Origin of the sequence: Noviluteimonas gilva (assembly GCF_009740395.1) — a bacterium.
Classification (GTDB): Bacteria; Pseudomonadota; Gammaproteobacteria; order Xanthomonadales; family Xanthomonadaceae; genus Noviluteimonas; species Noviluteimonas gilva.
Genome location: NZ_WOXT01000004.1, coordinates 212962 through 230823 on the forward strand (window position 1 = coordinate 212962; position 17862 = coordinate 230823).

A 17862-nucleotide genomic window follows, 5' to 3' on the forward strand; every position below is an offset into this window, starting at 1 on the left:
GCAATGTGGCCTTCAATGCGGCGCGCCGATGCGCCGGTCTGGTGGAGGCGCATGCAAACAACGCAACGCAGATTCTGCGGACCCCCGCTTTGATCAGGGATTGCGCACGGCAAACGCGCCGTGCACGACACGCCCATCCTGCAGCACGAAATCGATGGTGACCTTGTCGCCGGCCTTCAGCGTCGAGGTCGGATCCATCAGCATCAGGTGCAATCCACCGGGCTTGAACTCCGCGCTGCCGTTGGCCGCAAGCGGCAACGCAGGCACCGCACGCATACGGCTCACGCCATCGACGAGCCTGGTCTCGTGCATCTCGACGCTCGCGTAAGCGGCGCTCTTCGCGCTCTTGATCGTCGCCGGCGCCTTGCACGCATTCTCGATCCGCGCGAACCCCGCATGCATCGGCATGCCACCGGGCACCAGGCGGATCCAACCGTCGCGCACGACGGGCAAACACGCCGCATCCGGCTTGCCCTGTGCACAGGCGGGCATGGCGACCACGACGAAAACAAGCGCGAGAGCGGCGAGCGTGCGGCGGAAAGTCTTCATGCGCCTATGATAGCCCCCGCCCCCAATTCCCGGATCCGCCCGCATGCTCGTCGAACGCATTCCGCATGGCCCCATCGTCGAACTCAAGCTGGCGCGCGCGCCGGTCAATGCGCTCGACCCGACACTGTGCAACGACCTGCGCACCGCGCTCGCCGCAGCGATCGACGGTGGCGCCCAAGGCATCGTGCTGTCGGGCGGACCGAAGGTGTTTTCCGCGGGCCTGGACGTGCCGTTCCTGCTCTCGCTCGGCGATGATCGCGCCGCGTTGTTCACCGCGTGGTCCGCGTTCTTCGATGCGGCGCGCGCACTCGCCGAGTCGCCGGTGCCCGTCGCCGCCGCCCTCGCCGGCCATGCGCCCGCCGGCGGCTGCGTGCTCGCGTTGTGCTGCGACTATCGCGTCATGGCCGAAGGCCCGTATCGCCTGGGCCTCAACGAAACGCAGGTCGGCCTCGTCGCACCCGAAGGCGTCCAGCAACTGATGCGTCGCGTCGTCGGCCCGCATCGCGCCGAACGCATGCTGGTGGGCGGTGAAATGATCGAGAGCGGGCGCGCGTTCGACATCGGCCTGGTCGACGAACTCGCGGCGATCGACGACGTCGCCACGCGCGCACGCCTCTGGTTGGAAGGTCTCATCGCATTGCCGCGCGAACCGATGCTGCGCACGCGTGCGATCTCGCGCGCCGATGTCGTGGCCGCGATGCAGCCCGAGCGCATCCAGCTCGAACGCTTCATCGACGCGTGGACGGCGCCGGATACGCAGGCAGGCCTGAAGGCGCTGATCGCGCGCCTGGGCAAATAATCAGGCGCCTTCGGCGACCGGACGCGATGGATCGGAGATCCATCCGCTCCACGAACCCGTGAACAAACGCGCGCCGCGCAAACCGGCGCGCTCCATCGCGAGCAGGTGATGGCATGCGGTGACGCCCGAGCCGCACATCACGATCGCCTCGCCCGCCGGCTTGCCGTGCAACAGCGCGCGGAATTCGTCGGCGAGATCGGCCGGCGGCTTGAACTTGCCGTGGTCGAGGTTCATCGCGAAGTGGCGGTTGACCGCACCCGGCACGTGGCCGGCCACGCGATCGATCATCTCGTTCTCGCCGCGGAAACGATCGGCCGCGCGCGCGTCGATGAGCACGTAACCGGCGTCGAGGCTTTCCTGCACCTGCTCGGCATCGAGCAGTCGCGTGGAATCGAACGTTCCGTTGTAGCGCGTCGTGATCGGCTTCTTCGGCGTCGTATCGATCGGCAACCCGAGCGAAGTCCAGCGCGACCAGCCACCGTCGAGCACGGCGACCTTCTCGTGCCCGAGCGCGCGCATCAGGAACCAGAAGCGCGCCGCATGCGCGCCATCGCCGTCGTCGTAAGCGACGACCTGGTCGTCGGGGCCGATGCCCCATTCGCCGAGCTTCTGCGTGAAGCTCGCCGCGTCGGGCCACGGGTGGCGACCGGCGCCGGTGCGCTTCATGTCGGACAGGTCGCGATCCAGGTGCGCATACACCGCGCCCGGAAGATGACCCAGGAGATACGCGCTCTCGCCCGCGCCCGGGCTGCTGAGCGTGAATCGGCAATCGACGAGCTTCACGTCGGGCCTGCCGATCGCGATTGCGAGCGTTTCCGCCTGCACGAGGGTGTTCCAGCCGGACATCGGTTCCTCCGGTGCGGGCGGGGGCCCGCGTGTCCTTAAGTGGTCGAGCTTGCCGCGGCGATGCGCTCGCGCAGGTTGTAGAGGATCGAAGCGGTGGCGCCCCAGATCCTTTGGCGCGGGTTACCCCTATCCACGAATTCCAGCACCCGGCGCGGCCGTCCACCCGAAACGTGCTGGTTGAAGCCGGGCCGGCCGAGCATCGTGTTGATGTCGAAGGTGTTGAGGTTCGCCGGGTCCAGCAGATAGTCGAGCGGGACCTCGAAGACTTCGGCCACCTCGCCCGGATCGGGCTGCGGCACGAATTCCGGATCGACCATCGCGACCAGGGGCAGGACGCGGAAGCCGGTGATCGTGCAGAGCGGATCGAGGAAACCGACCGGAGCGGCCTGCGCGGCCAGCAGCCCAATTTCCTCGCGGCTTTCGCGCAGCGCGGCGGCGATGGCGTCGCGGTCGTCGGGTTCGATGCGCCCGCCCGGGAAACTCACCTGCCCCGCGTGGTGGCGCAGTGCATCGGTGCGGCGCGTGAGCAACACCTGCCAGCCGTCGCTGCGCGTGACGAGTCCGACGAGCACCGCGGCTTCGCGCAACGGTGCAGCGGGCAGCAGATCGACGAGATCGTCGTGGTTCCAGCCGGGGCCGGTGGGCGGTGCGTCCACGGGATGCAGCACCGCGCGCAGGTGCATCAGGTCCAGGCCCACGCTCATTTCGGCGCGTAAGGCGGGCGCGCGGGAAGCACCACGTCCATGACGTGCAGGCGTTCTTCGTCGCTCATCAGGCTCCAGCGCGCGATCTCGTGGGTCGTGCGGCGGCAGCCCGAGCACAGCTCCTGCGTGTCGAGTTCGCAGATGCCGATGCAGGGACTGAGGATGGGTCGGAAGGTGGGCGCGGGGATCACGAGTCGATTTTACGGAGTGCGTTGCCTGAAAAAGAGAACGCCGGCGCTGGGCCGGCGTTCGTCCTTGCTGCGTTTTCGAACTTACTTGGCCGAAACCAGCTTCACCTCGAACACCACCGCGACATTCGGCGGGTACGGGCTGCGCGGATCGGCGCCGAAGCCCTGGTCCGGCGGAAGCGCGATTTCCCACTTCGAACCGGCCGGCATGTTGGTCAGCGCTTCGCGCATGCCCTTCATCTCGACGGCGCTCATCTTGATGCCGGTGAGCTTTTCGGCGGCCGGCGCGGTCGGCGGACGCTTGTTGAGCGGGAACGGGCCCGTCACTTCCAGGTCGACCGTGCTGGCGGCGGTCGGCTTGGCGCCGGTGCCGGTTTCGATGATGCGGTACTGCACGCCGCTCGGCAGGGTCTTCACGCCCGGCTTGCCCTTGTTGGCGGCCAGGAACTGGTCGGACTGCGCCTTGTTGTCAGCCGAAGCCTTGTTGAACTCGGCCTTGCGCTGGTCGGCACGCGCCTGCTGGCGCTTCTGCAGGCCGGCGATCACCGGCTCGAGGTCCTTTTCCGAAACGGCGGGCTGCTTCTTGGCGTAAGCGTCCTGCATGGCCTTGTAGACAGTGGCCATGTCGACCTGCTCACCGCTCGCAGCGAGATCGCTGCCGAAGCGGTAGCCGAAGTAGTAACTGAGCTTGCCCTTTTCACTCGTGGTCTCCTGGGCGTGGGCAAAGCCCGCGAACAGGGTCAAAGCCGCGACGGTGGCGGCAAGCAGACGCAACTTCATTCGGAACGTACCTCTTGGAATGGGAATGCCCGTCCGTCGTCCCGGATGGGCGCGCTAGGATAGCGGCGCAAGCGCTGAATCGCCACTGACGACCGGGCCCTGTGACCGGGCCTGCCCGCAGAAGTTCCGCACCCGGCGAAAACCGCTCAAACTCCCACTCCGACGAGCTCCGAGCATGCCTGACCCCGTCCTGCTGACCGCCGATCGCGGCGCCGTTCGCATCATCACCGTGAACCGCCCCGACAAGCTCAACGCCCTCAACGCCGCGACCCTCGATGCCCTGCACGTGGCTTTCCGCGCGGCGGCCGACGACGCAAGCGTCCGTTGCGTGGTCCTCACCGGCAGTGGGCCGAAGGCCTTCGTGGCCGGCGCCGACATCAGCGAAATGAACGCGCTCACACCGGTGCAGGGGCGCGATTTCTCCCTGCGCGGGCAGCGGATGATGCGCGGCATCGAGAAGATGCCCAAGCCGGTGATCGCCATGGTCAACGGCTTCGCGCTCGGCGGCGGCCTGGAACTGGCGATGAGCTGCCACCTGCGCATCGCCTCGGACACCGCGAAGGTCGGCCAGCCCGAAATCAACCTCGGCCTCATCCCCGGCTTCGGCGGCACGCAACGCCTGCTGCGCCTGGCAGGACGCGCCGCGACGCTGGAACTGTGCCTCGCCGGCGCCCCCATCGATTCGCAGCGCGCGATGCAACTGGGCATCGTCAATCGCGTCGTGCCCGCGGCGGAACTCGAAGCGCAGACGATGGCGCTCGCCGATCAACTCGCCAACGCAGCGCCGCTCGCGCTGCGCGGCATCCTGGATTGCATCAACGTCGGCGGCGAATGCGGCATCGAGGAAGGCCTGGAATACGAAAGCGCGCAATTCGGCCTGATGTTCGCGACCGACGACATGCGCGAAGGCACGACGGCGTTCCTCGAACGTCGCAAGCCCGCCTTCGCCGGACGCTGATGTCCGCCTGCGTCGCCTGCGCGTGCGCGTCGCCCGACGGCGACGCCGCGCATCGCATCGTCGCGGCCCTGCGCGAGGATGACCTCGATCACGCCATCGACCTCGGCCTGCTCGATGACATCGCGTGCCTGCAGTGCAACGCCGATTGCACGCAAGCCCTCGCACAGGCCCGCGACGCGCGCCGTAACGCACTCGCCGCACGCGAGCGTTATCGCGATCGCACGCTTCGCCTGGCGCGCCTGCAACGCGAACGCGATGCGCAACGCAAGCCCGTGACCGCGCCGACCGGAGCGCCCGCCTTGCCCGCCGCCGCGGCCGCGGCGCTGGAACGCGCAAAAGCGCGCGCAGCGCAGCGAAAGGATTGACGCGTGGCGGTCGCAAAGAAGGTGCTCGCGAAAAGCCGGCGTGCCCGGCGCACGCTGCTCACGAAAGCCGAAATCGTCGAACTGTTCTCGCGCCTGCGCGAACTCAATCCGAAACCGACCACCGAACTCGAATTCACAACGCCCTTCGAACTCCTCGTCGCCGTCGTGCTTTCCGCGCAGGCAACCGACGTCGGCGTGAACAAGGCCACGCGCAAACTCTTCCCCGTCGCCAACACGCCGGCGGCCATCGCGAAACTCGGCGAAGAAAAACTCAAGCGCTATATCGCGACGATCGGCCTGTTCAACACGAAGGCCGCCAACGTCATCGCCCTGAGCCGCCAGATCCTGGAAGAACACGACGGCCAGGTGCCGCGCGATCGCGAAGCATTGGAAGCCCTTCCGGGCGTGGGCCGCAAAACCGCCAACGTCGTCCTCAACACCGCCTTCGGCGAACCCACGATAGCGGTGGACACGCACATCTTCCGCGTGTCCAACCGCACGGGCCTGGCGCCGGGCAAGGACGTGCGTGTGGTGGAAGACAATCTGATGCACGTCGTGCCACCGGAATTCCTGCACGACGCGCACCACTGGCTGATCCTGCACGGACGTTACACCTGCATCGCGCGCAAGCCGCGATGCCCGGCCTGCCCCATTCGTGACATTTGCCGATACAGGGACAAGACGACCGACCCGGAGTGAAGCCTCTCTGTCACGGGGCAGACATTTGTCACAATAACGAAAGATTCACGGCCTACGCTGCGCGGCATTCATCCACAACCCGCCCAACGACGGCCCTCAAATGAACCTGACCCGCAGCACCCTCGCCCTCTCGCTGCTCGCCGCCATCGGTTGTTTCGCCGCCCCGGCCGCGCACGCGCAGGTCGCGATCGACGTCATCGCCGATTCCGAAGTGACGTTCGAAGGCCTCGTCCAGGCCGACATGTACTGGTACGACGCCGATTTCGCGCTGCTCAACGCCGACGGCCCCGACGGCCGCGACGGTGACTACGAAATGCGCCGCGCCGAGCTCGTGCTCAAGGGCAAGGGCCCGGGCAACATCGAATGGGTCATGGGCTACGACGCCAAGGCCGACAAGTGGCTCGACGTCAACGCCAAGTACAAGTTCGGCGGCAACGCCAACCACTTCGTGCAGGTCGGCCAGTACAAGCAGCTGATGTCGCTGGAAGAGCTGTCCTCGACGAAGAACAACGACTTCATCGCCAAGGCCTCGATCACCAACACCTTCGGCGTGGCGCGTCGCCTCGGCGGCATGTACCAGTACGGCGACAACAACTGGGCGATCGCGGCCAGCATGTTCACGCGCGAACTCACCGAGCACCCGTCGCCGACGCCGCACGGTCCGGGCTGGGGCGTGCGCGGTTACTGGGCGCCCATCAACGGCGACGGCAACATCTTCCACATCGGTGCGTCGTACAACGACTACGACACCTTCAGCGACACCGCCCGCTGGCGCGCCCGCCCGCTGGCCGACCTTGCCAACCGCATCGTCGACACCGGTGACATGAAGAACACGGACCGCAACAAGACCTTCGGTTTCGAATCGTTCTGGGCGCACGGCCCGTTCAAGATCCAGGGCGAGTACATGTCGACGGACACCGAGCGCTACGGCATCGGCCCGAGCGCCGAAACCTACTCGGCCGACGGCGCGTACATCTCCGGTCTCTGGAACATCACCGGCGAAGCGTTCGGCTACAAGAACGGCGTGCCGACCACCCCGCTGCCGAACAACCCGGCCGGCGGCATGTGGCAGGTGGGCCTGCGCTACGACACGATCGACCTCAACGACGGCACGGCCCTCGCTCCGTCCAGCCCGACCTCCACCGCGCGCGTCCTCGGCGCCCTGGGCGGCGAGATGGATTCGTGGACGGTCGGCGTGAACTGGTACTGGCGCTCGAACTTCAAGTTCATGCTGAACTACGTGATGGTCGACAGTTCGAAGTTCATCGGCCGCACCTCGGCGACCTACGCCGAAAACCCGGCGAACAACGACCGCCTGTTCAACCGCGTCGTGGACGACAACCCGAACATCCTCGAAGCGCGCCTGCAGTTCTACTGGTAATCCGACTTCCCCCACGAGTCGTGAAGGAGGCGCGGCCGAACGGTCGCGCCTTTTTCTTTGTTGCGTTCCACCAGAGGGGCGCAGCGGCGCGCCGCATTGGAGGCCACATTGCTCCGCAAGAGCTCAAGCTCCGCAATGTGGCCTCCAACGCGACGTCCACTGCGCACCTCGCTTCAGGGTTGCGCGACATCCGCTTTTAAGTGGGGACGTCGCAACTTGATGGGTGCGCGCCAACTGCCAGCACACCAGACGGACGGAACGTCGCCCACCTCGGCGCGCCCACCGTCGTGCTTCGTCGCCTCTGGCAGGCGCCGTTCCTCGCAGCGATCTGATGGGCGAAGCGGCCTCCCTTGGGGAGGGGGCGGCGCGCAACGCAACCACTCATCAAGGGCTGTCGCGAGACCGTCAGCCATGGTGCGCAGCGGTGCGACGTGCTGGATGTCCTTTTGCGGAGCGTGGCTCGCTCTTCGCGGAGTCAAAAGGACATCCAGCACGGCGTGCCGATGCGCCCAACTGGTGCCAGCGAACGAAACCAACGACGCCGCTTCCGCGTACCCGCTTCCTGGCGCCTTCGGAGCGGTGTCACACCGCTGTCATATCCCCAACATCCGAGTGTCACGCAACGGTTATGGAATGAACGCATCCGGGCGACGTCGCTCGTGCATATCCCTTCAGGAGACATCCGTGTCCTACTTCGCTCCGCTCCGCACCACCGCGCTGTCGCTGGCGCTCGTCCTGGCCGGCGGTTTCGCCGCGTCCGCCCACGCCGCCGACGTCACGGGCGCGGGCGCGTCCTTCGTTTATCCCATCATGTCGAAGTGGTCGGCCGACTACGCCGCCGCCACGAGCAAGAAGGTGAACTACCAGTCGATCGGTTCGGGTGGCGGCATCGCCCAGATCAAGGCCGGCACCGTGGACTTCGGTTCGTCGGATGCACCGCTGAAGCCGGAAGAACTCGCGAAGTTCGGCCTGGCGCAGTTCCCGTCGGTGATCGGCGGCGTCGTGCCGGTGATCAATGTCCCGGGCGTTGCGGCCGGTGCGATGAAGCTCGACGGCCCGCTGCTGGCCGACATCTTCCTCGGCAAGGTCACGATGTGGAACGACCCGCGCATCGTCGAGCTCAATGGCGGCCTGAAGCTGCCGGCGAAGAAGATCACGATCGTGCATCGCTCCGACGGTTCGGGCACGACGTTCAACTTCGTCAACTATCTGTCCAAGGTCAGCCCGGAGTGGAAGGCCAAGGTCGGTGAAGGCACGGCGGTGAAGTGGCCGGGCGGTATCGGCGGCAAGGGCAATGAAGGCGTCGCCGCGTACGTCAAGCAGATCGCCGGCGGCATCGGCTACGTCGAGATGTCCTACGCGCTGCAGAACAAGATGACCTACTCGCGCATGAAGAACGCCGCGGGCAACTTCATCAACCCGAGCAACGACAGCTTCCAGGCCGCCGCCGCGAGCGCCGACTGGGCGAACGCGAAGGACTTCTACCTGGTGATGACCAACGCGCCGGGCGAGCAGTCCTGGCCGATCACCGCGACCAATTTCATCCTGATGTACAAGCAGCCGAAGAATGCGGCCGGTGCGAAGAACGCCAAGGAATTCTTCCAGTGGGCGTACAGCAACGGTGATGCGTCGGCGACGAAGCTCGACTACGTGCCGCTCCCCGATGCGCTGGTGAAGCAGATCGAGGCGTACTGGTCGCAGAACCTGAAGTACTGAAGATCCGGCCCCTCCTCCGGACCTTCGAGAACGCGGGCGCAATGCCCGCGTTCTTTTTGGCCGGCGCCCTGTCATCCGCGTGTCACGGAACTGCCACACGCTACCGACCATGAATTCGATCGCCCTCCCCGCCGCTGATCATTCCGACGACCGCTCCTCGCGCGACGTCCGCAACGACCGTGCCTTTGCCTGGATCGTCGGCACGGCCGGCGTGTTCGTGCTCGTCTCGCTCATCGCCGCCGCCTTCTCGATGTTCTGGGGCGGCCGGCTCGCCTTCGACACCTTCGGCCTGAAATTCCTGTGGACCGATGTCTGGGATCCGGTGAACCAGACCTTCGGCGCGCTCGTGCCGATCTACGGCACGCTCGTCACCGCCTTCGTCGCGATGCTCATCGCCGTGCCGGTGAGCTTCGGCATCGCGATGTTCCTCACCGAGATCGCGCCGAAGTGGCTGCGCGGCCCGGTGGGCGCGGCGATCGAACTGCTCGCCGGCATCCCGTCGATCATCTACGGCATGTGGGGCCTGTTCGTCCTGGTGCCCGTGCTTTCCGAACACGTGTATCCGTGGGTCGACGAACACATGGGCACGCTGCCACTGGTCGGCCGTTTCTTCTCCGGCCCGCCGCTCGGCCTGGGCATGGGAACCGCGGGCCTCGTGCTCGCGATCATGGTCATCCCCTTCATCGCATCGGTCATGCGCGAAGTGTTCCTCACCGTGCCGGGCCGCTTGAAAGAATCGGCGTACGCCCTCGGCTCCACGCGATGGGAAGTGGTGTGGGACGTCGTGCTGCCCTACACGCGCTCGGCGGTGATCGGCGGCATCTTCCTCGGCCTGGGCCGCGCGCTCGGCGAAACGATGGCCGTCACCTTCGTACTCGGCAACGCGCACGAACTCACCGCGTCGCTGCTGATGCCGGGCAACTCGATCGCCGCGACCATCGCGAACGAATTCGCCGAAGCCGATTCGGAGATGTATCGCAGCTCGCTGATCGCGCTGGGCTTCGTGTTGTTCCTGGTCACCTTCACCGTGTTGACCATCGCGCGCCTGATGCTCCGCCAGCTCGCACGCAAGGAAGGCAACTGATGGCCAGCATGGAAGCCCTGTACAGGTTCCGCCGCGCGAAGAACCTCACCGCGCAGGTGCTCGCCACCGCCGCGACGATCTTCGGCCTATTCTGGCTGGCGTGGATCGTGTGGACGACGCTGAGCAACGGCATCGCGTCGCTCGATCTCGACCTCTTCACCAAGATGACGCCTCCGCCCGGCGACGACGGCGGCCTGCTCAACGCGATCTTCGGCAGCATCGCGATGAGTTTGCTCGGCGTGTTGTTCGGCGCGCCGATCGGCGTGCTGGCCGGCACCTACCTCGCCGAGTTCGCCCGCACGCGTTTCACCGCGCGCCTGGGCGAAACGATCCGCTTCGTCAACGACATCCTGCTGTCGGCGCCGTCGATCGTGCTCGGCCTGTTCGTGTACACGCTCGTCGTCGCGCCGATGGGGCATTTCTCCGCGCTGGCCGGTGCGATCGCGTTGGCCTTCATCGTGCTGCCGGTCGTCGTGCGCACCACCGATGAAATGCTCCGCCTGGTGCCCGCGCAGATGCGCGAAGCCGCGCTCTCGCTCGGCGTGCCGCAGTGGAAGGTGACCGTGCAGGTGCTCTATCGCGCCTCGCTGCCGGGCATCGTCACCGGCATCCTGCTCGCGCTGGCCCGCATCTCCGGCGAAACCGCGCCGCTGCTGTTCACCGCACTCAACAACCAGTACTGGACCACCGACCTCTCGCAGCCGATGGCCAACGTGCCGGTCGTGATCTTCCAGTACGCCATGAGCCCGTTCGAGCAGTGGCACACGCTTGCGTGGGCCGGCGCGTTCGTGCTGACGGTGTTCGTGCTGCTCGTTTCCCTTGCCGCCCGCGCGATCGTGTCCCGCTCGCGCATGGTCCACGACTGATCCTTTCCCTATGACGCTCTTCCAGCGGAACCCGGACATGAACGACGCACGCATCGCCGTCGCCACCCCGCAACGCGACAACACGTTGGCGACCATCTCGCCGATCAAGCTCGCCGCGCGCGGTTTGGACTTCCACTACGACAAATTCCACGCGGTGAAGAACATCCACCTCGAGGTTCCCGAACATCGCGTCACCGCGCTGATCGGGCCGTCGGGCTGCGGCAAGTCGACGCTGCTGCGCATCTTCAATCGCATCTACTCGCTGTATCCCAAGCAGGTCGCGTCTGGCGAAGTGCTGCTGGACGGGCAGAACGTGCTCGATCCGAAGTACCCGCTCAACCGGTTGCGCAGCAAGGTCGGCATGGTGTTCCAGAAGCCCGTGCCCTTCCCGATGACGATCTACGAGAACGTCGCCTACGGCATCCGCCACCACGAGCGCCTGTCGAAGACCGACATGGACGCGCGCGTCGAGGAAGCCCTGCGCCAGGCCGCGTTGTGGGACGAGGTGAAGGACAAGCTGAAGCAGAGCGCGCTGGGCCTGTCCGGTGGCCAGCAGCAGCGCCTGTGCATCGCGCGCGCCGTGGCCCTGCGCCCCGACGTATTGCTGCTCGACGAACCGACTTCCGCGCTCGACCCGATCTCGACCAGCCGCATCGAACAGCTGGTGGAAGAACTCAAGCAGCGCTACACGATCCTGATCGTGACGCACAACATGCAACAGGCCGCGCGCGTTTCGGACTTCACCGCCTTCATGTACCTGGGCGACCTGATCGAACACGACACGACGGAAACCATCTTCTCCAATCCCTCGAAGCAACAGACCGAGGACTACATCACGGGGCGTTTCGGATGAACCAGGTCCACGACCACATCGTCAAGAGCTACGACGAAGAACAACGCCGCCTGCTCGACGAGATCGTGCGCATGGGCACGATGGCCGCTTCGCAGCTGGAGGCCGCGCTCGACGTGGTCGAACGCCGCGACGACAAGGCCGCCGAACGCATCGTCGCCAACGACGAAGCGATCGACGCCATCGAGCGCGAGATCGACCACGGCGTGATGAAGCTCGCCCTGCGTGGCCCGATGGCGCGCGACCTGCGCACGGTCCTCGCTGCGCTGAAGGTGTCTTCCGACATCGAACGCATCGGCGACTACGCGGCCAACGTCGCGAAGCGCTCGTGCGCGCTGAATCTCTCGCCGCCGCTGCCGCATACGCGCGGGCTCGATGCGTTGGGTCGCCTGGCGCTGCAACAGGTGCGCGATGTCATCGTCGCGTATCGCGACAGCGACGCCGAAGCCGCCCAGCGCGTCCGCAACCGCGACGCCGAGCTGGATACGCAGTACACCGGCCTGTTCCGCGAACTGCTGACCTACGTGATGGAAGACGCGCGCTCGATCACCCCGTGCACGCATCTGTTGTTCATGGCGAAGAACCTGGAACGGATCGGCGACCACGCGACGAACATCGCCGAAAACATCTGGTTCCTGGTGCACGGCGACGAGCAACTGCCGCCGCGTGAAAAGCGCGACGCGACGAACTCCTAAGCAAAACCACCCCCCTTCCCAAGGGGGGTCAATCGCGCAAAGCGCGATTGGGGGGGATAGGCCCCCGACGCACGCTTCCACCCGACACAACCCCTCCCCAACCCTCCCCTGCCTTCGCATGGGAGGGAGCCTGCCTTCGCAGGGGAGGGAGCGGTGCATCCATGACCGATCACCCTGCGTATCTCCCACCGAGCTCAGGCATCATTCCCGCCTGCTCACCCCTGCGGCCCAGCCGCGTCATGGAGATGCGTATGTCCAGCAAGATGAAATCCCCCCTGGCCCTGACGGCCGCGCTTGCGGGCGGCCTGGTGCTGACCGGTTCGGCCTTCGCGATGCAGCCGCTGGCGACGGGCTACATGGCGTCTGCCTCTGCGGTTGCCGAAGGCTCGTGCGGCGCCGACCACAAGGCCGCCGAGGGCACGAAGACCGCCGACAAGAAGGTCAAGGCCGAAGGCAAGTGCGGCGTGGCGAAGATGGACAGCGACAAGGACGGCAAGGTCTCCAAGGCCGAGTTCGCCGCTGCCCACGACAACGACGACAGCAAGTTCGCCGCGCACGACACCAACAGCGACGGCTTCATCAGCGACGAAGAGATGAAGGCCCACATGGGCGGCTCCGGCGGCGCGGGCAAGATGATGGAAGAAGGCAAGTGCGGCGAAGGGAAGTGCGGCGCCAGCGCGTGATCGCGTGATGGCACTGCCTGCCGCAACTGCGGGACTCGGCCTGCGGCGCGCCCTGATGGGCGCGCTGCAGGACGCCCCGCCCGGCGCGTTCGACTTCCTCGAATGCGCGCCGGAAAACTGGATCGGTGTCGGTGGGCGTTTGGGCGATCAATTCGCCGCGCTCGCGTCGCGGCATCCGATCACGAGCCATGGCTTGTCCTTGTCATTGGGTGGGCCTGCGCCGCTCGACGGTGACTTCGTCGATCGCGTCGGCGCGTTTCTCGACCGGCACGCGATCGCGCAGTACAGCGAACACCTGAGCTACTGCAGCGACGACGGTCAGTTGTACGACCTGATGCCGATTCCGTTCACCGACGCGGCGGTACGGCACGTGTCCGATCGGATTCGTCGCGTGCAGGATCGACTGGGCCGCCGCATCGCGATCGAGAACGTCAGCTATTACGCCGCGCCGCATCGCGCGCTCGACGAAACCGACTTCGTCAACGCCGTGCTCGACGCCGCCGACTGCGACCTGCTGCTCGACGTCAACAACGTCTACGTCAACGCGATCAACCACGGCTACGACGCGCGTGCATTCCTGGCGGCGATGCCGACGGCGCGCGTCACGCAGTACCACATCGCCGGACACTACGACGAAGCGGACGATCTGAAGGTCGACACGCATGGTGCGCCGGTGAAGGACGACGTGTGGGCGTTGCTCGACCACGCGTATACCTTGCACGGCGTGCGCCCCACGCTGCTGGAGCGCGACTTCAACTTCCCTGCGTTCGACGTGTTGCTGGCGGAAGTCGAACGGATCCGCGAGATTCAGCACCGCCATGTCTGAAGCCTTGCGCGAACAGCAAATGGCTTTCGCCGCGCACCTGCGCGATCCGGCGAACAACGCCGCACCCGACGGCATCGAAGACCGGCGCATGGCGATTTACCGCGACCTGGTCTTCAACGGCCTCCAAGGACTGCTGGCGTCGAACTTCCCGGTCATTCGCCGAATGCTCGGCGATGCGCCGTGGCGTGCGCTCGTGCGCGCGTTCCTGGCGACGCATCGCGCACGCACGCCGCTGTTTACGGAAGTCGGCAGCGAGTTCGTCGCGTGGCTGCCCGGGTTCCTGCAAACACACGCGCCGACGACCACGACGGACGACGCGCCCACGTGGATGCCGAGCTTCGCCGGACTGACCTGGCTCCCCGAACTCGCCCACTACGAATACGCGGAGCTCGCCCTGTCGATCTCCGACGCCGCGCTGCCGGCGCATGACCCGACCGCCGACGTGCTGGATGGCATCCCCGTCGCCTCTCCCTTCGCCTGGCCCCTTGCCTACGCGTGGCCCGTGCACCGCATCGGCCCGGACTTCCGACCCGACGCGCCGCCCGCGCAACCCACGCTGCTGCTGCTCCGCCGCGACGCCGGCGGCGACGTCCAGTTCTCCACGCTCTCGCCCCTCGCCTACCGTCTGCTGCAGCTGATCGAAGACAACGCAACGGTGACCGGCCGCGCCCTGCTGCAGGCCCTCGCGCGCGAAGCGGCCGCACCCGACCCCGACGCCTTCCTCCGTGATGGCGCGGACGCCCTTGGCCAACTCCGCGCCGACGGCGTGCTGCTCGGAACCGTGCCGCGCTGCTAGGCTGTCCGGATGACGCAGTCCGAAACCCCGCCCGTCGCCGAACCCGGCAGCGAAGCCCTGCCCTGGCGCCGCATGGCCGACCGCTTCCGCGGGTATCTGCCCGTGGTCGTCGACGTCGAAACCGGCGGCTTCGACTGGCAGAAGCATGCGTTGCTCGAACTCGCCGTCGTCCCGATCGACCTCGACGAACATGGCCGCTACATCCCCGGCGAAGTCGCGAGCTCGCACTTCATCCCGGCCCCTGGCCTGGCGATCGACCCCAAGTCGCTCGAAATCACCGGCATCGTGCTCGACCACCCCTTCCGCTTCGCCAAACCGGAGAAGGAAGGCCTCGACCACGTCTTCGCCGCCGTGCGCGCCGCCGTGCGCAAACACAACTGCCAGCGCGCGATCCTGGTCGGCCACAACGCCCACTTCGACCTCAACTTCCTCAACGCCGCCGTCGCCCGCGTGCAACACAAGCGCAACCCCTTCCACCCCTTCAGCGTGTTCGACACGGTGACGCTGGGCGGCGTGGCGTACGGGCAAACGGTGCTGGCGCGTGCGGTGCAAGCCGCCGGCTTCGAATGGAACGGCGAAGAAGCGCACTCGGCGGTGTACGACGCGGAGAAGACCGCGGCGTTGTTCTGCAAGGTGGCGAACAAGTGGGGCATCGGCATGTCGAGCCGCGCGGAGCCCCAGTGAGCGATCGGTGACCGGCGCCGGAGCGTTCACGGCGCCGTCGGTATGGTGGCCTACGCTCGAAGCAAAGTGATCGCATTGAATACGCCATGCCCCAACCTCATTGGCGCCTGATCCTCAACGGGAACGCCGCGGGCGATGACGACCTCCGCGAGGCGGTTTCCCGAATACGCACCCAAGGCATCACGCTCGAGGTCAGAGTGACCTGGGAAGCGGGGGATGGCGCACGCTTCGTCGACGAGGCCATCGTCGATGGCGTGCACACCATCATCGCCGCCGGTGGCGACGGGACCCTGGGCGAGGTCGCCGCCGGCATGGCGCGGCATGGGGAAGCGACCGTGGCATTGCCAACGCTCGGCATGGTTCCGCTGGGAACGGCCAACGATTTCGCGAGCGCCGCGGGCCTTCCGACCGAACCCCTGGCTGCGCTGGAATTGCTGTCGACCTCGGACGCAGTGCCCATCGACCTGCTGAAGATCGAGGGCGACGACGGAGAACATTGGTGCGTGAATGTCGCCAGCGGCGGATTCGGCACACAGGTGACGGTCGAGGCGCATGACGGCTTGAAGAAGGTATTGGGCGGAGTCGCCTACCTCATCACCGGCATGTTCAAGCTGGGCAAGATCGAACCGATCCAGATCCGATTGGAGGGTCCGGATTTCGCGTGGGAAGGCGCGATGATTGCGCTCGGAATCGGCAACGGTCGCCAGGCTGGCGGCGGGCATGCCTTGTGTCCGGATGCGCTGCTGGACGACGGGCAACTCGATCTCACCATCGTGCCGGAGCTGTCCGGCGAAGTCGCTGCCGTGTTCGGAACGTGGCTGGCGGATGGCAAGGGAGCCGCGCTGGAGCAGGTCGCAGTGCGCTCGCGCATGTCGTGGTTGCGCATCGAGGCACCCGAGCCGCTGACGTTGAACCTGGATGGCGAGCCGGTGACGTCACGGCGCTTCCATGTCACGTGCGTGCCGCGTCGCATCCGCGCACATCTTCCACAGGCTTGTCCGCTGCTATCGGAGTAAAGCGTGGAACGGCGAAGAAGTGGGGGATCGGTATGTCGAACCGCGCGCCCGACGAGATCGCGCCCTGACACTTACCTGCTGAAGAACCACACCAACCAGGCGACGATCGCCCCGACCAGCGAGATCGCCGACGTGGCGAAATAGGCGCGGATCAACCAACGGTCCGCACGTTCGAAACGCCAGGACAGCCACAGCACGCGCGTCCGAATAGAACCCCCTGCGCGGGTTTCCTGCTTCTTCGAATCGGCCGGTGCGATGCAAGCGCGTGATCACCACTTCGCGCAGCACGGACGAGACCAGCGCAAAGACGACGATGCTGAAGATCGCCGCCGTCTGGAATGGGGTCAGCAACGTCACTTCCCCGCCGCGTCCGCGCGCGCGCGCAAACTCCGCGACCGCCACAACCCATACGCACTCACCAACACCCACGCACTCTCGAGCACGAACACCGAGATGTTGAACGAGCCCATCAGCGACACCAGAATGCCGCCCGCACCGAACAGATTGAGCAACTGATACACCGCCCCGTCCCCGCGCATCTTCCCCATCTGCTGCGCCGCGAACGCCGCGAGGATCATCAGCGTGCCGGTGAAGCCGACGAAGTCGTACCAGGCGAAATTCACAACCGCTGCCTCACCGCTTCGAACAACGCGACACCCGTCGCGACCGACACATTGAGCGATTCGAACTCGCCGGGCATCGGGATCTTCACCAACTGATCGCAATGCTCGCGCGTCAAGCGACGCAGACCATCGGCCTCACCGCCGAGCACCAACGCGACGTTGCCCTTCAGGTCGATCGAATACAGCGACGCCTCGGCCTCGCCCGCAAGCCCATAGATCCACACACCCTGCTGCTGCAGATCGCGCAGGCAGCGCGCAAGATTGGTGACGCGCACGACGGGAATGTTGTCCGCCGCACCGGCCGACGTCTTGCGCACGGTCGCGTTGACCTGCACCGCCTTGTCCTTCGGGATCACGACCGCCGTCACCGACGCCGCCGCCGCACTGCGCAGACACGCGCCGAGGTTGTGCGGATCCTGCACCCCGTCGAGCACCAACACGAGCGCCTTGCCCGCCGCGGCCTCGACCAGCCCCTCCAACTCATCCTCGCCCCAGGTCTTGGCGGCGGCATACCGCGCGACCGCACCCTGATGGCGGAGCCCACCGGCGACCCCATCGAGCGCGTTCTGCGCCACACGCCGCACCTCGATCCCCAGGCGCCGGGCCTGGGTTTCGATCTCGGTGATGCGCGGGTTCTTGGCCCCGGCCTCGAGGAGGACTTCACGCACGTTCTCGCCGTCATGCTCGACGGCGGACGCGACGGCGTTGATGCCGGCGATCCAGGGGGATTGTTTGTTCATGGGCGGCATTGTGC

Annotated in this window: 21 protein-coding genes and 1 pseudogene; 15 read left to right on the top strand and 7 right to left on the bottom strand. The window is 66.4% G+C overall.

The window, feature by feature from the left end; all coding sequences use genetic code 11:
• Window positions 1-93 precede the first annotated feature (93 nt).
• Window positions 94-549, bottom strand: a complete 456-nt coding sequence (locus GN331_RS13275; protein ID WP_231734496.1) for a copper chaperone PCu(A)C — start codon at window positions 547-549, stop codon at window positions 94-96.
• Between the two features lie 43 nt (window positions 550-592).
• Between GN331_RS13275 and GN331_RS13280 the strand changes: the two genes are divergently transcribed.
• Complete coding sequence (locus tag GN331_RS13280; RefSeq protein ID WP_156642723.1) at window positions 593-1348, top strand: enoyl-CoA hydratase/isomerase family protein; 756 nt, start codon at window positions 593-595, stop codon at window positions 1346-1348.
• On the opposite strand, the gene GN331_RS13285 is transcribed toward GN331_RS13280, so the two are convergent.
• The 3 genes and pseudogenes from GN331_RS13285 to GN331_RS13295 all read right to left on the bottom strand — a co-directional run bounded on the left by GN331_RS13285 (window position 1349) and on the right by GN331_RS13295 (window position 3866).
• Complete coding sequence (locus tag GN331_RS13285) at window positions 1349-2194, bottom strand: sulfurtransferase (RefSeq protein ID WP_156642724.1); 846 nt, start codon at window positions 2192-2194, stop codon at window positions 1349-1351.
• Window positions 2195-2229: 35 nt separating this feature from the next.
• A pseudogene (locus GN331_RS13290) lies at window positions 2230-3089 on the bottom strand (NUDIX hydrolase).
• Between the two features lie 81 nt (window positions 3090-3170).
• The gene (locus GN331_RS13295; RefSeq protein WP_156642725.1) at window positions 3171-3866 is read right to left on the bottom strand and encodes an FKBP-type peptidyl-prolyl cis-trans isomerase N-terminal domain-containing protein; all 696 of its coding nucleotides are present in this window, start codon (window positions 3864-3866) and stop codon (window positions 3171-3173) included.
• A 175-nt stretch (window positions 3867-4041) separates the two neighbouring features.
• Between GN331_RS13295 and GN331_RS13300 the strand changes: the two genes are divergently transcribed.
• From GN331_RS13300 to yegS, 14 genes are all read left to right on the top strand, one after another.
• On the top strand, window positions 4042-4824 hold the full coding sequence (locus GN331_RS13300) for an enoyl-CoA hydratase/isomerase family protein (RefSeq protein WP_156642726.1): 783 nt from the start codon (window positions 4042-4044) through the stop codon (window positions 4822-4824).
• A complete protein-coding gene (locus tag GN331_RS13305; RefSeq protein ID WP_231734497.1) occupies window positions 4824-5189 on the top strand; it encodes a hypothetical protein in 366 nt (121 codons plus the stop codon). The genes GN331_RS13300 and GN331_RS13305 overlap by 1 nt, the downstream gene beginning before the upstream one ends.
• A gap of 21 nt (window positions 5190-5210) precedes the next feature.
• On the top strand, window positions 5211-5888 hold the full coding sequence (gene nth / locus GN331_RS13310; RefSeq protein ID WP_331713494.1) for an endonuclease III: 678 nt from the start codon (window positions 5211-5213) through the stop codon (window positions 5886-5888).
• Window positions 5889-5988: 100 nt separating this feature from the next.
• Window positions 5989-7269: an OprO/OprP family phosphate-selective porin gene (locus GN331_RS13315; protein ID WP_156642727.1), complete on the top strand. Its 1281-nt coding sequence runs from the start codon at window positions 5989-5991 to the stop codon at window positions 7267-7269.
• 684 nt (window positions 7270-7953) lie between these two features.
• Entirely contained in the window at window positions 7954-8985 is a 1032-nt protein-coding gene (gene pstS, locus GN331_RS13320; RefSeq protein ID WP_425489291.1) for a phosphate ABC transporter substrate-binding protein PstS, read from the top strand.
• A 109-nt stretch (window positions 8986-9094) separates the two neighbouring features.
• Window positions 9095-10069: a phosphate ABC transporter permease subunit PstC gene (gene pstC, locus GN331_RS13325; RefSeq protein WP_156642729.1), complete on the top strand. Its 975-nt coding sequence runs from the start codon at window positions 9095-9097 to the stop codon at window positions 10067-10069.
• The gene (pstA, locus tag GN331_RS13330; protein ID WP_156642730.1) at window positions 10069-10935 is read left to right on the top strand and encodes a phosphate ABC transporter permease PstA; all 867 of its coding nucleotides are present in this window, start codon (window positions 10069-10071) and stop codon (window positions 10933-10935) included. Before pstC ends, pstA begins: the two co-directional genes overlap by 1 nt.
• A gap of 37 nt (window positions 10936-10972) precedes the next feature.
• Window positions 10973-11788, top strand: a complete 816-nt coding sequence (gene pstB, locus GN331_RS13335) for a phosphate ABC transporter ATP-binding protein PstB (RefSeq protein ID WP_156642731.1) — start codon at window positions 10973-10975, stop codon at window positions 11786-11788.
• Window positions 11785-12480, top strand: a complete 696-nt coding sequence (phoU, locus tag GN331_RS13340) for a phosphate signaling complex protein PhoU (protein ID WP_156642732.1) — start codon at window positions 11785-11787, stop codon at window positions 12478-12480. The genes pstB and phoU overlap by 4 nt, the downstream gene beginning before the upstream one ends.
• Window positions 12481-12731: 251 nt before the next feature.
• Complete coding sequence (locus GN331_RS13345) at window positions 12732-13163, top strand: HvfA family oxazolone/thioamide-modified RiPP metallophore (protein WP_197427131.1); 432 nt, start codon at window positions 12732-12734, stop codon at window positions 13161-13163.
• Between the two features lie 7 nt (window positions 13164-13170).
• The gene (locus GN331_RS13350) at window positions 13171-13989 is read left to right on the top strand and encodes an HvfB family MNIO-type RiPP peptide maturase (protein WP_156642734.1); all 819 of its coding nucleotides are present in this window, start codon (window positions 13171-13173) and stop codon (window positions 13987-13989) included.
• A complete protein-coding gene (locus tag GN331_RS13355; RefSeq protein ID WP_156642735.1) occupies window positions 13982-14785 on the top strand; it encodes an HvfC family RiPP maturation protein in 804 nt (267 codons plus the stop codon). The genes GN331_RS13350 and GN331_RS13355 overlap by 8 nt, the downstream gene beginning before the upstream one ends.
• 9 nt (window positions 14786-14794) lie before the next feature.
• On the top strand, window positions 14795-15469 hold the full coding sequence (gene rnt / locus GN331_RS13360) for a ribonuclease T (protein WP_197427132.1): 675 nt from the start codon (window positions 14795-14797) through the stop codon (window positions 15467-15469).
• Window positions 15470-15555: 86 nt separating this feature from the next.
• On the top strand, window positions 15556-16485 hold the full coding sequence (gene yegS / locus GN331_RS13365; protein WP_156642736.1) for a lipid kinase YegS: 930 nt from the start codon (window positions 15556-15558) through the stop codon (window positions 16483-16485).
• Window positions 16486-16556: 71 nt separating this feature from the next.
• Here the strand turns inward: yegS and GN331_RS16920 are convergent, their stop codons facing one another.
• From GN331_RS16920 to rlmB, 3 genes are all read right to left on the bottom strand, one after another.
• Window positions 16557-16682 carry a hypothetical protein gene (locus GN331_RS16920; protein WP_269448217.1) on the bottom strand — a complete coding sequence of 42 codons (126 nt, stop codon included), beginning with the start codon at window positions 16680-16682 and terminating at the stop codon, window positions 16557-16559.
• A 156-nt stretch (window positions 16683-16838) separates the two neighbouring features.
• On the bottom strand, window positions 16839-17108 hold the full coding sequence (locus tag GN331_RS13370; protein WP_331713490.1) for a CBU_0592 family membrane protein: 270 nt from the start codon (window positions 17106-17108) through the stop codon (window positions 16839-16841).
• Window positions 17105-17848 carry a 23S rRNA (guanosine(2251)-2'-O)-methyltransferase RlmB gene (gene rlmB, locus GN331_RS13375; protein WP_156642737.1) on the bottom strand — a complete coding sequence of 248 codons (744 nt, stop codon included), beginning with the start codon at window positions 17846-17848 and terminating at the stop codon, window positions 17105-17107. The genes GN331_RS13370 and rlmB overlap by 4 nt, the downstream gene beginning before the upstream one ends.
• Window positions 17849-17862: the final 14 nt, after the last annotated feature.

Coding starts and splice junctions, on each gene's coding strand:
- GN331_RS13315 (WP_156642727.1), top strand. CDS start 5,989: ATGAACCTGACCCGCAGCACCCTCGCCCTCTCGCTGCTCGCCGCCATC.
- GN331_RS13300 (WP_156642726.1), top strand. CDS start 4,042: ATGCCTGACCCCGTCCTGCTGACCGCCGATCGCGGCGCCGTTCGCATC.
- pstC (WP_156642729.1), top strand. CDS start 9,095: ATGAATTCGATCGCCCTCCCCGCCGCTGATCATTCCGACGACCGCTCC.
- GN331_RS13285 (WP_156642724.1), bottom strand. CDS start 2,194: ATGTCCGGCTGGAACACCCTCGTGCAGGCGGAAACGCTCGCAATCGCG.
- phoU (WP_156642732.1), top strand. CDS start 11,785: ATGAACCAGGTCCACGACCACATCGTCAAGAGCTACGACGAAGAACAA.
- rlmB (WP_156642737.1), bottom strand. CDS start 17,848: ATGAACAAACAATCCCCCTGGATCGCCGGCATCAACGCCGTCGCGTCC.
- yegS (WP_156642736.1), top strand. CDS start 15,556: ATGCCCCAACCTCATTGGCGCCTGATCCTCAACGGGAACGCCGCGGGC.
- GN331_RS13275 (WP_231734496.1), bottom strand. CDS start 549: ATGAAGACTTTCCGCCGCACGCTCGCCGCTCTCGCGCTTGTTTTCGTC.
- GN331_RS13350 (WP_156642734.1), top strand. CDS start 13,171: ATGGCACTGCCTGCCGCAACTGCGGGACTCGGCCTGCGGCGCGCCCTG.
- GN331_RS13280 (WP_156642723.1), top strand. CDS start 593: ATGCTCGTCGAACGCATTCCGCATGGCCCCATCGTCGAACTCAAGCTG.
- GN331_RS13305 (WP_231734497.1), top strand. CDS start 4,824: ATGTCCGCCTGCGTCGCCTGCGCGTGCGCGTCGCCCGACGGCGACGCC.
- GN331_RS13345 (WP_197427131.1), top strand. CDS start 12,732: ATGTCCAGCAAGATGAAATCCCCCCTGGCCCTGACGGCCGCGCTTGCG.
- pstB (WP_156642731.1), top strand. CDS start 10,973: ATGAACGACGCACGCATCGCCGTCGCCACCCCGCAACGCGACAACACG.
- GN331_RS13295 (WP_156642725.1), bottom strand. CDS start 3,866: ATGAAGTTGCGTCTGCTTGCCGCCACCGTCGCGGCTTTGACCCTGTTC.
- rnt (WP_197427132.1), top strand. CDS start 14,795: ATGACGCAGTCCGAAACCCCGCCCGTCGCCGAACCCGGCAGCGAAGCC.
- pstA (WP_156642730.1), top strand. CDS start 10,069: ATGGCCAGCATGGAAGCCCTGTACAGGTTCCGCCGCGCGAAGAACCTC.
- GN331_RS13355 (WP_156642735.1), top strand. CDS start 13,982: ATGTCTGAAGCCTTGCGCGAACAGCAAATGGCTTTCGCCGCGCACCTG.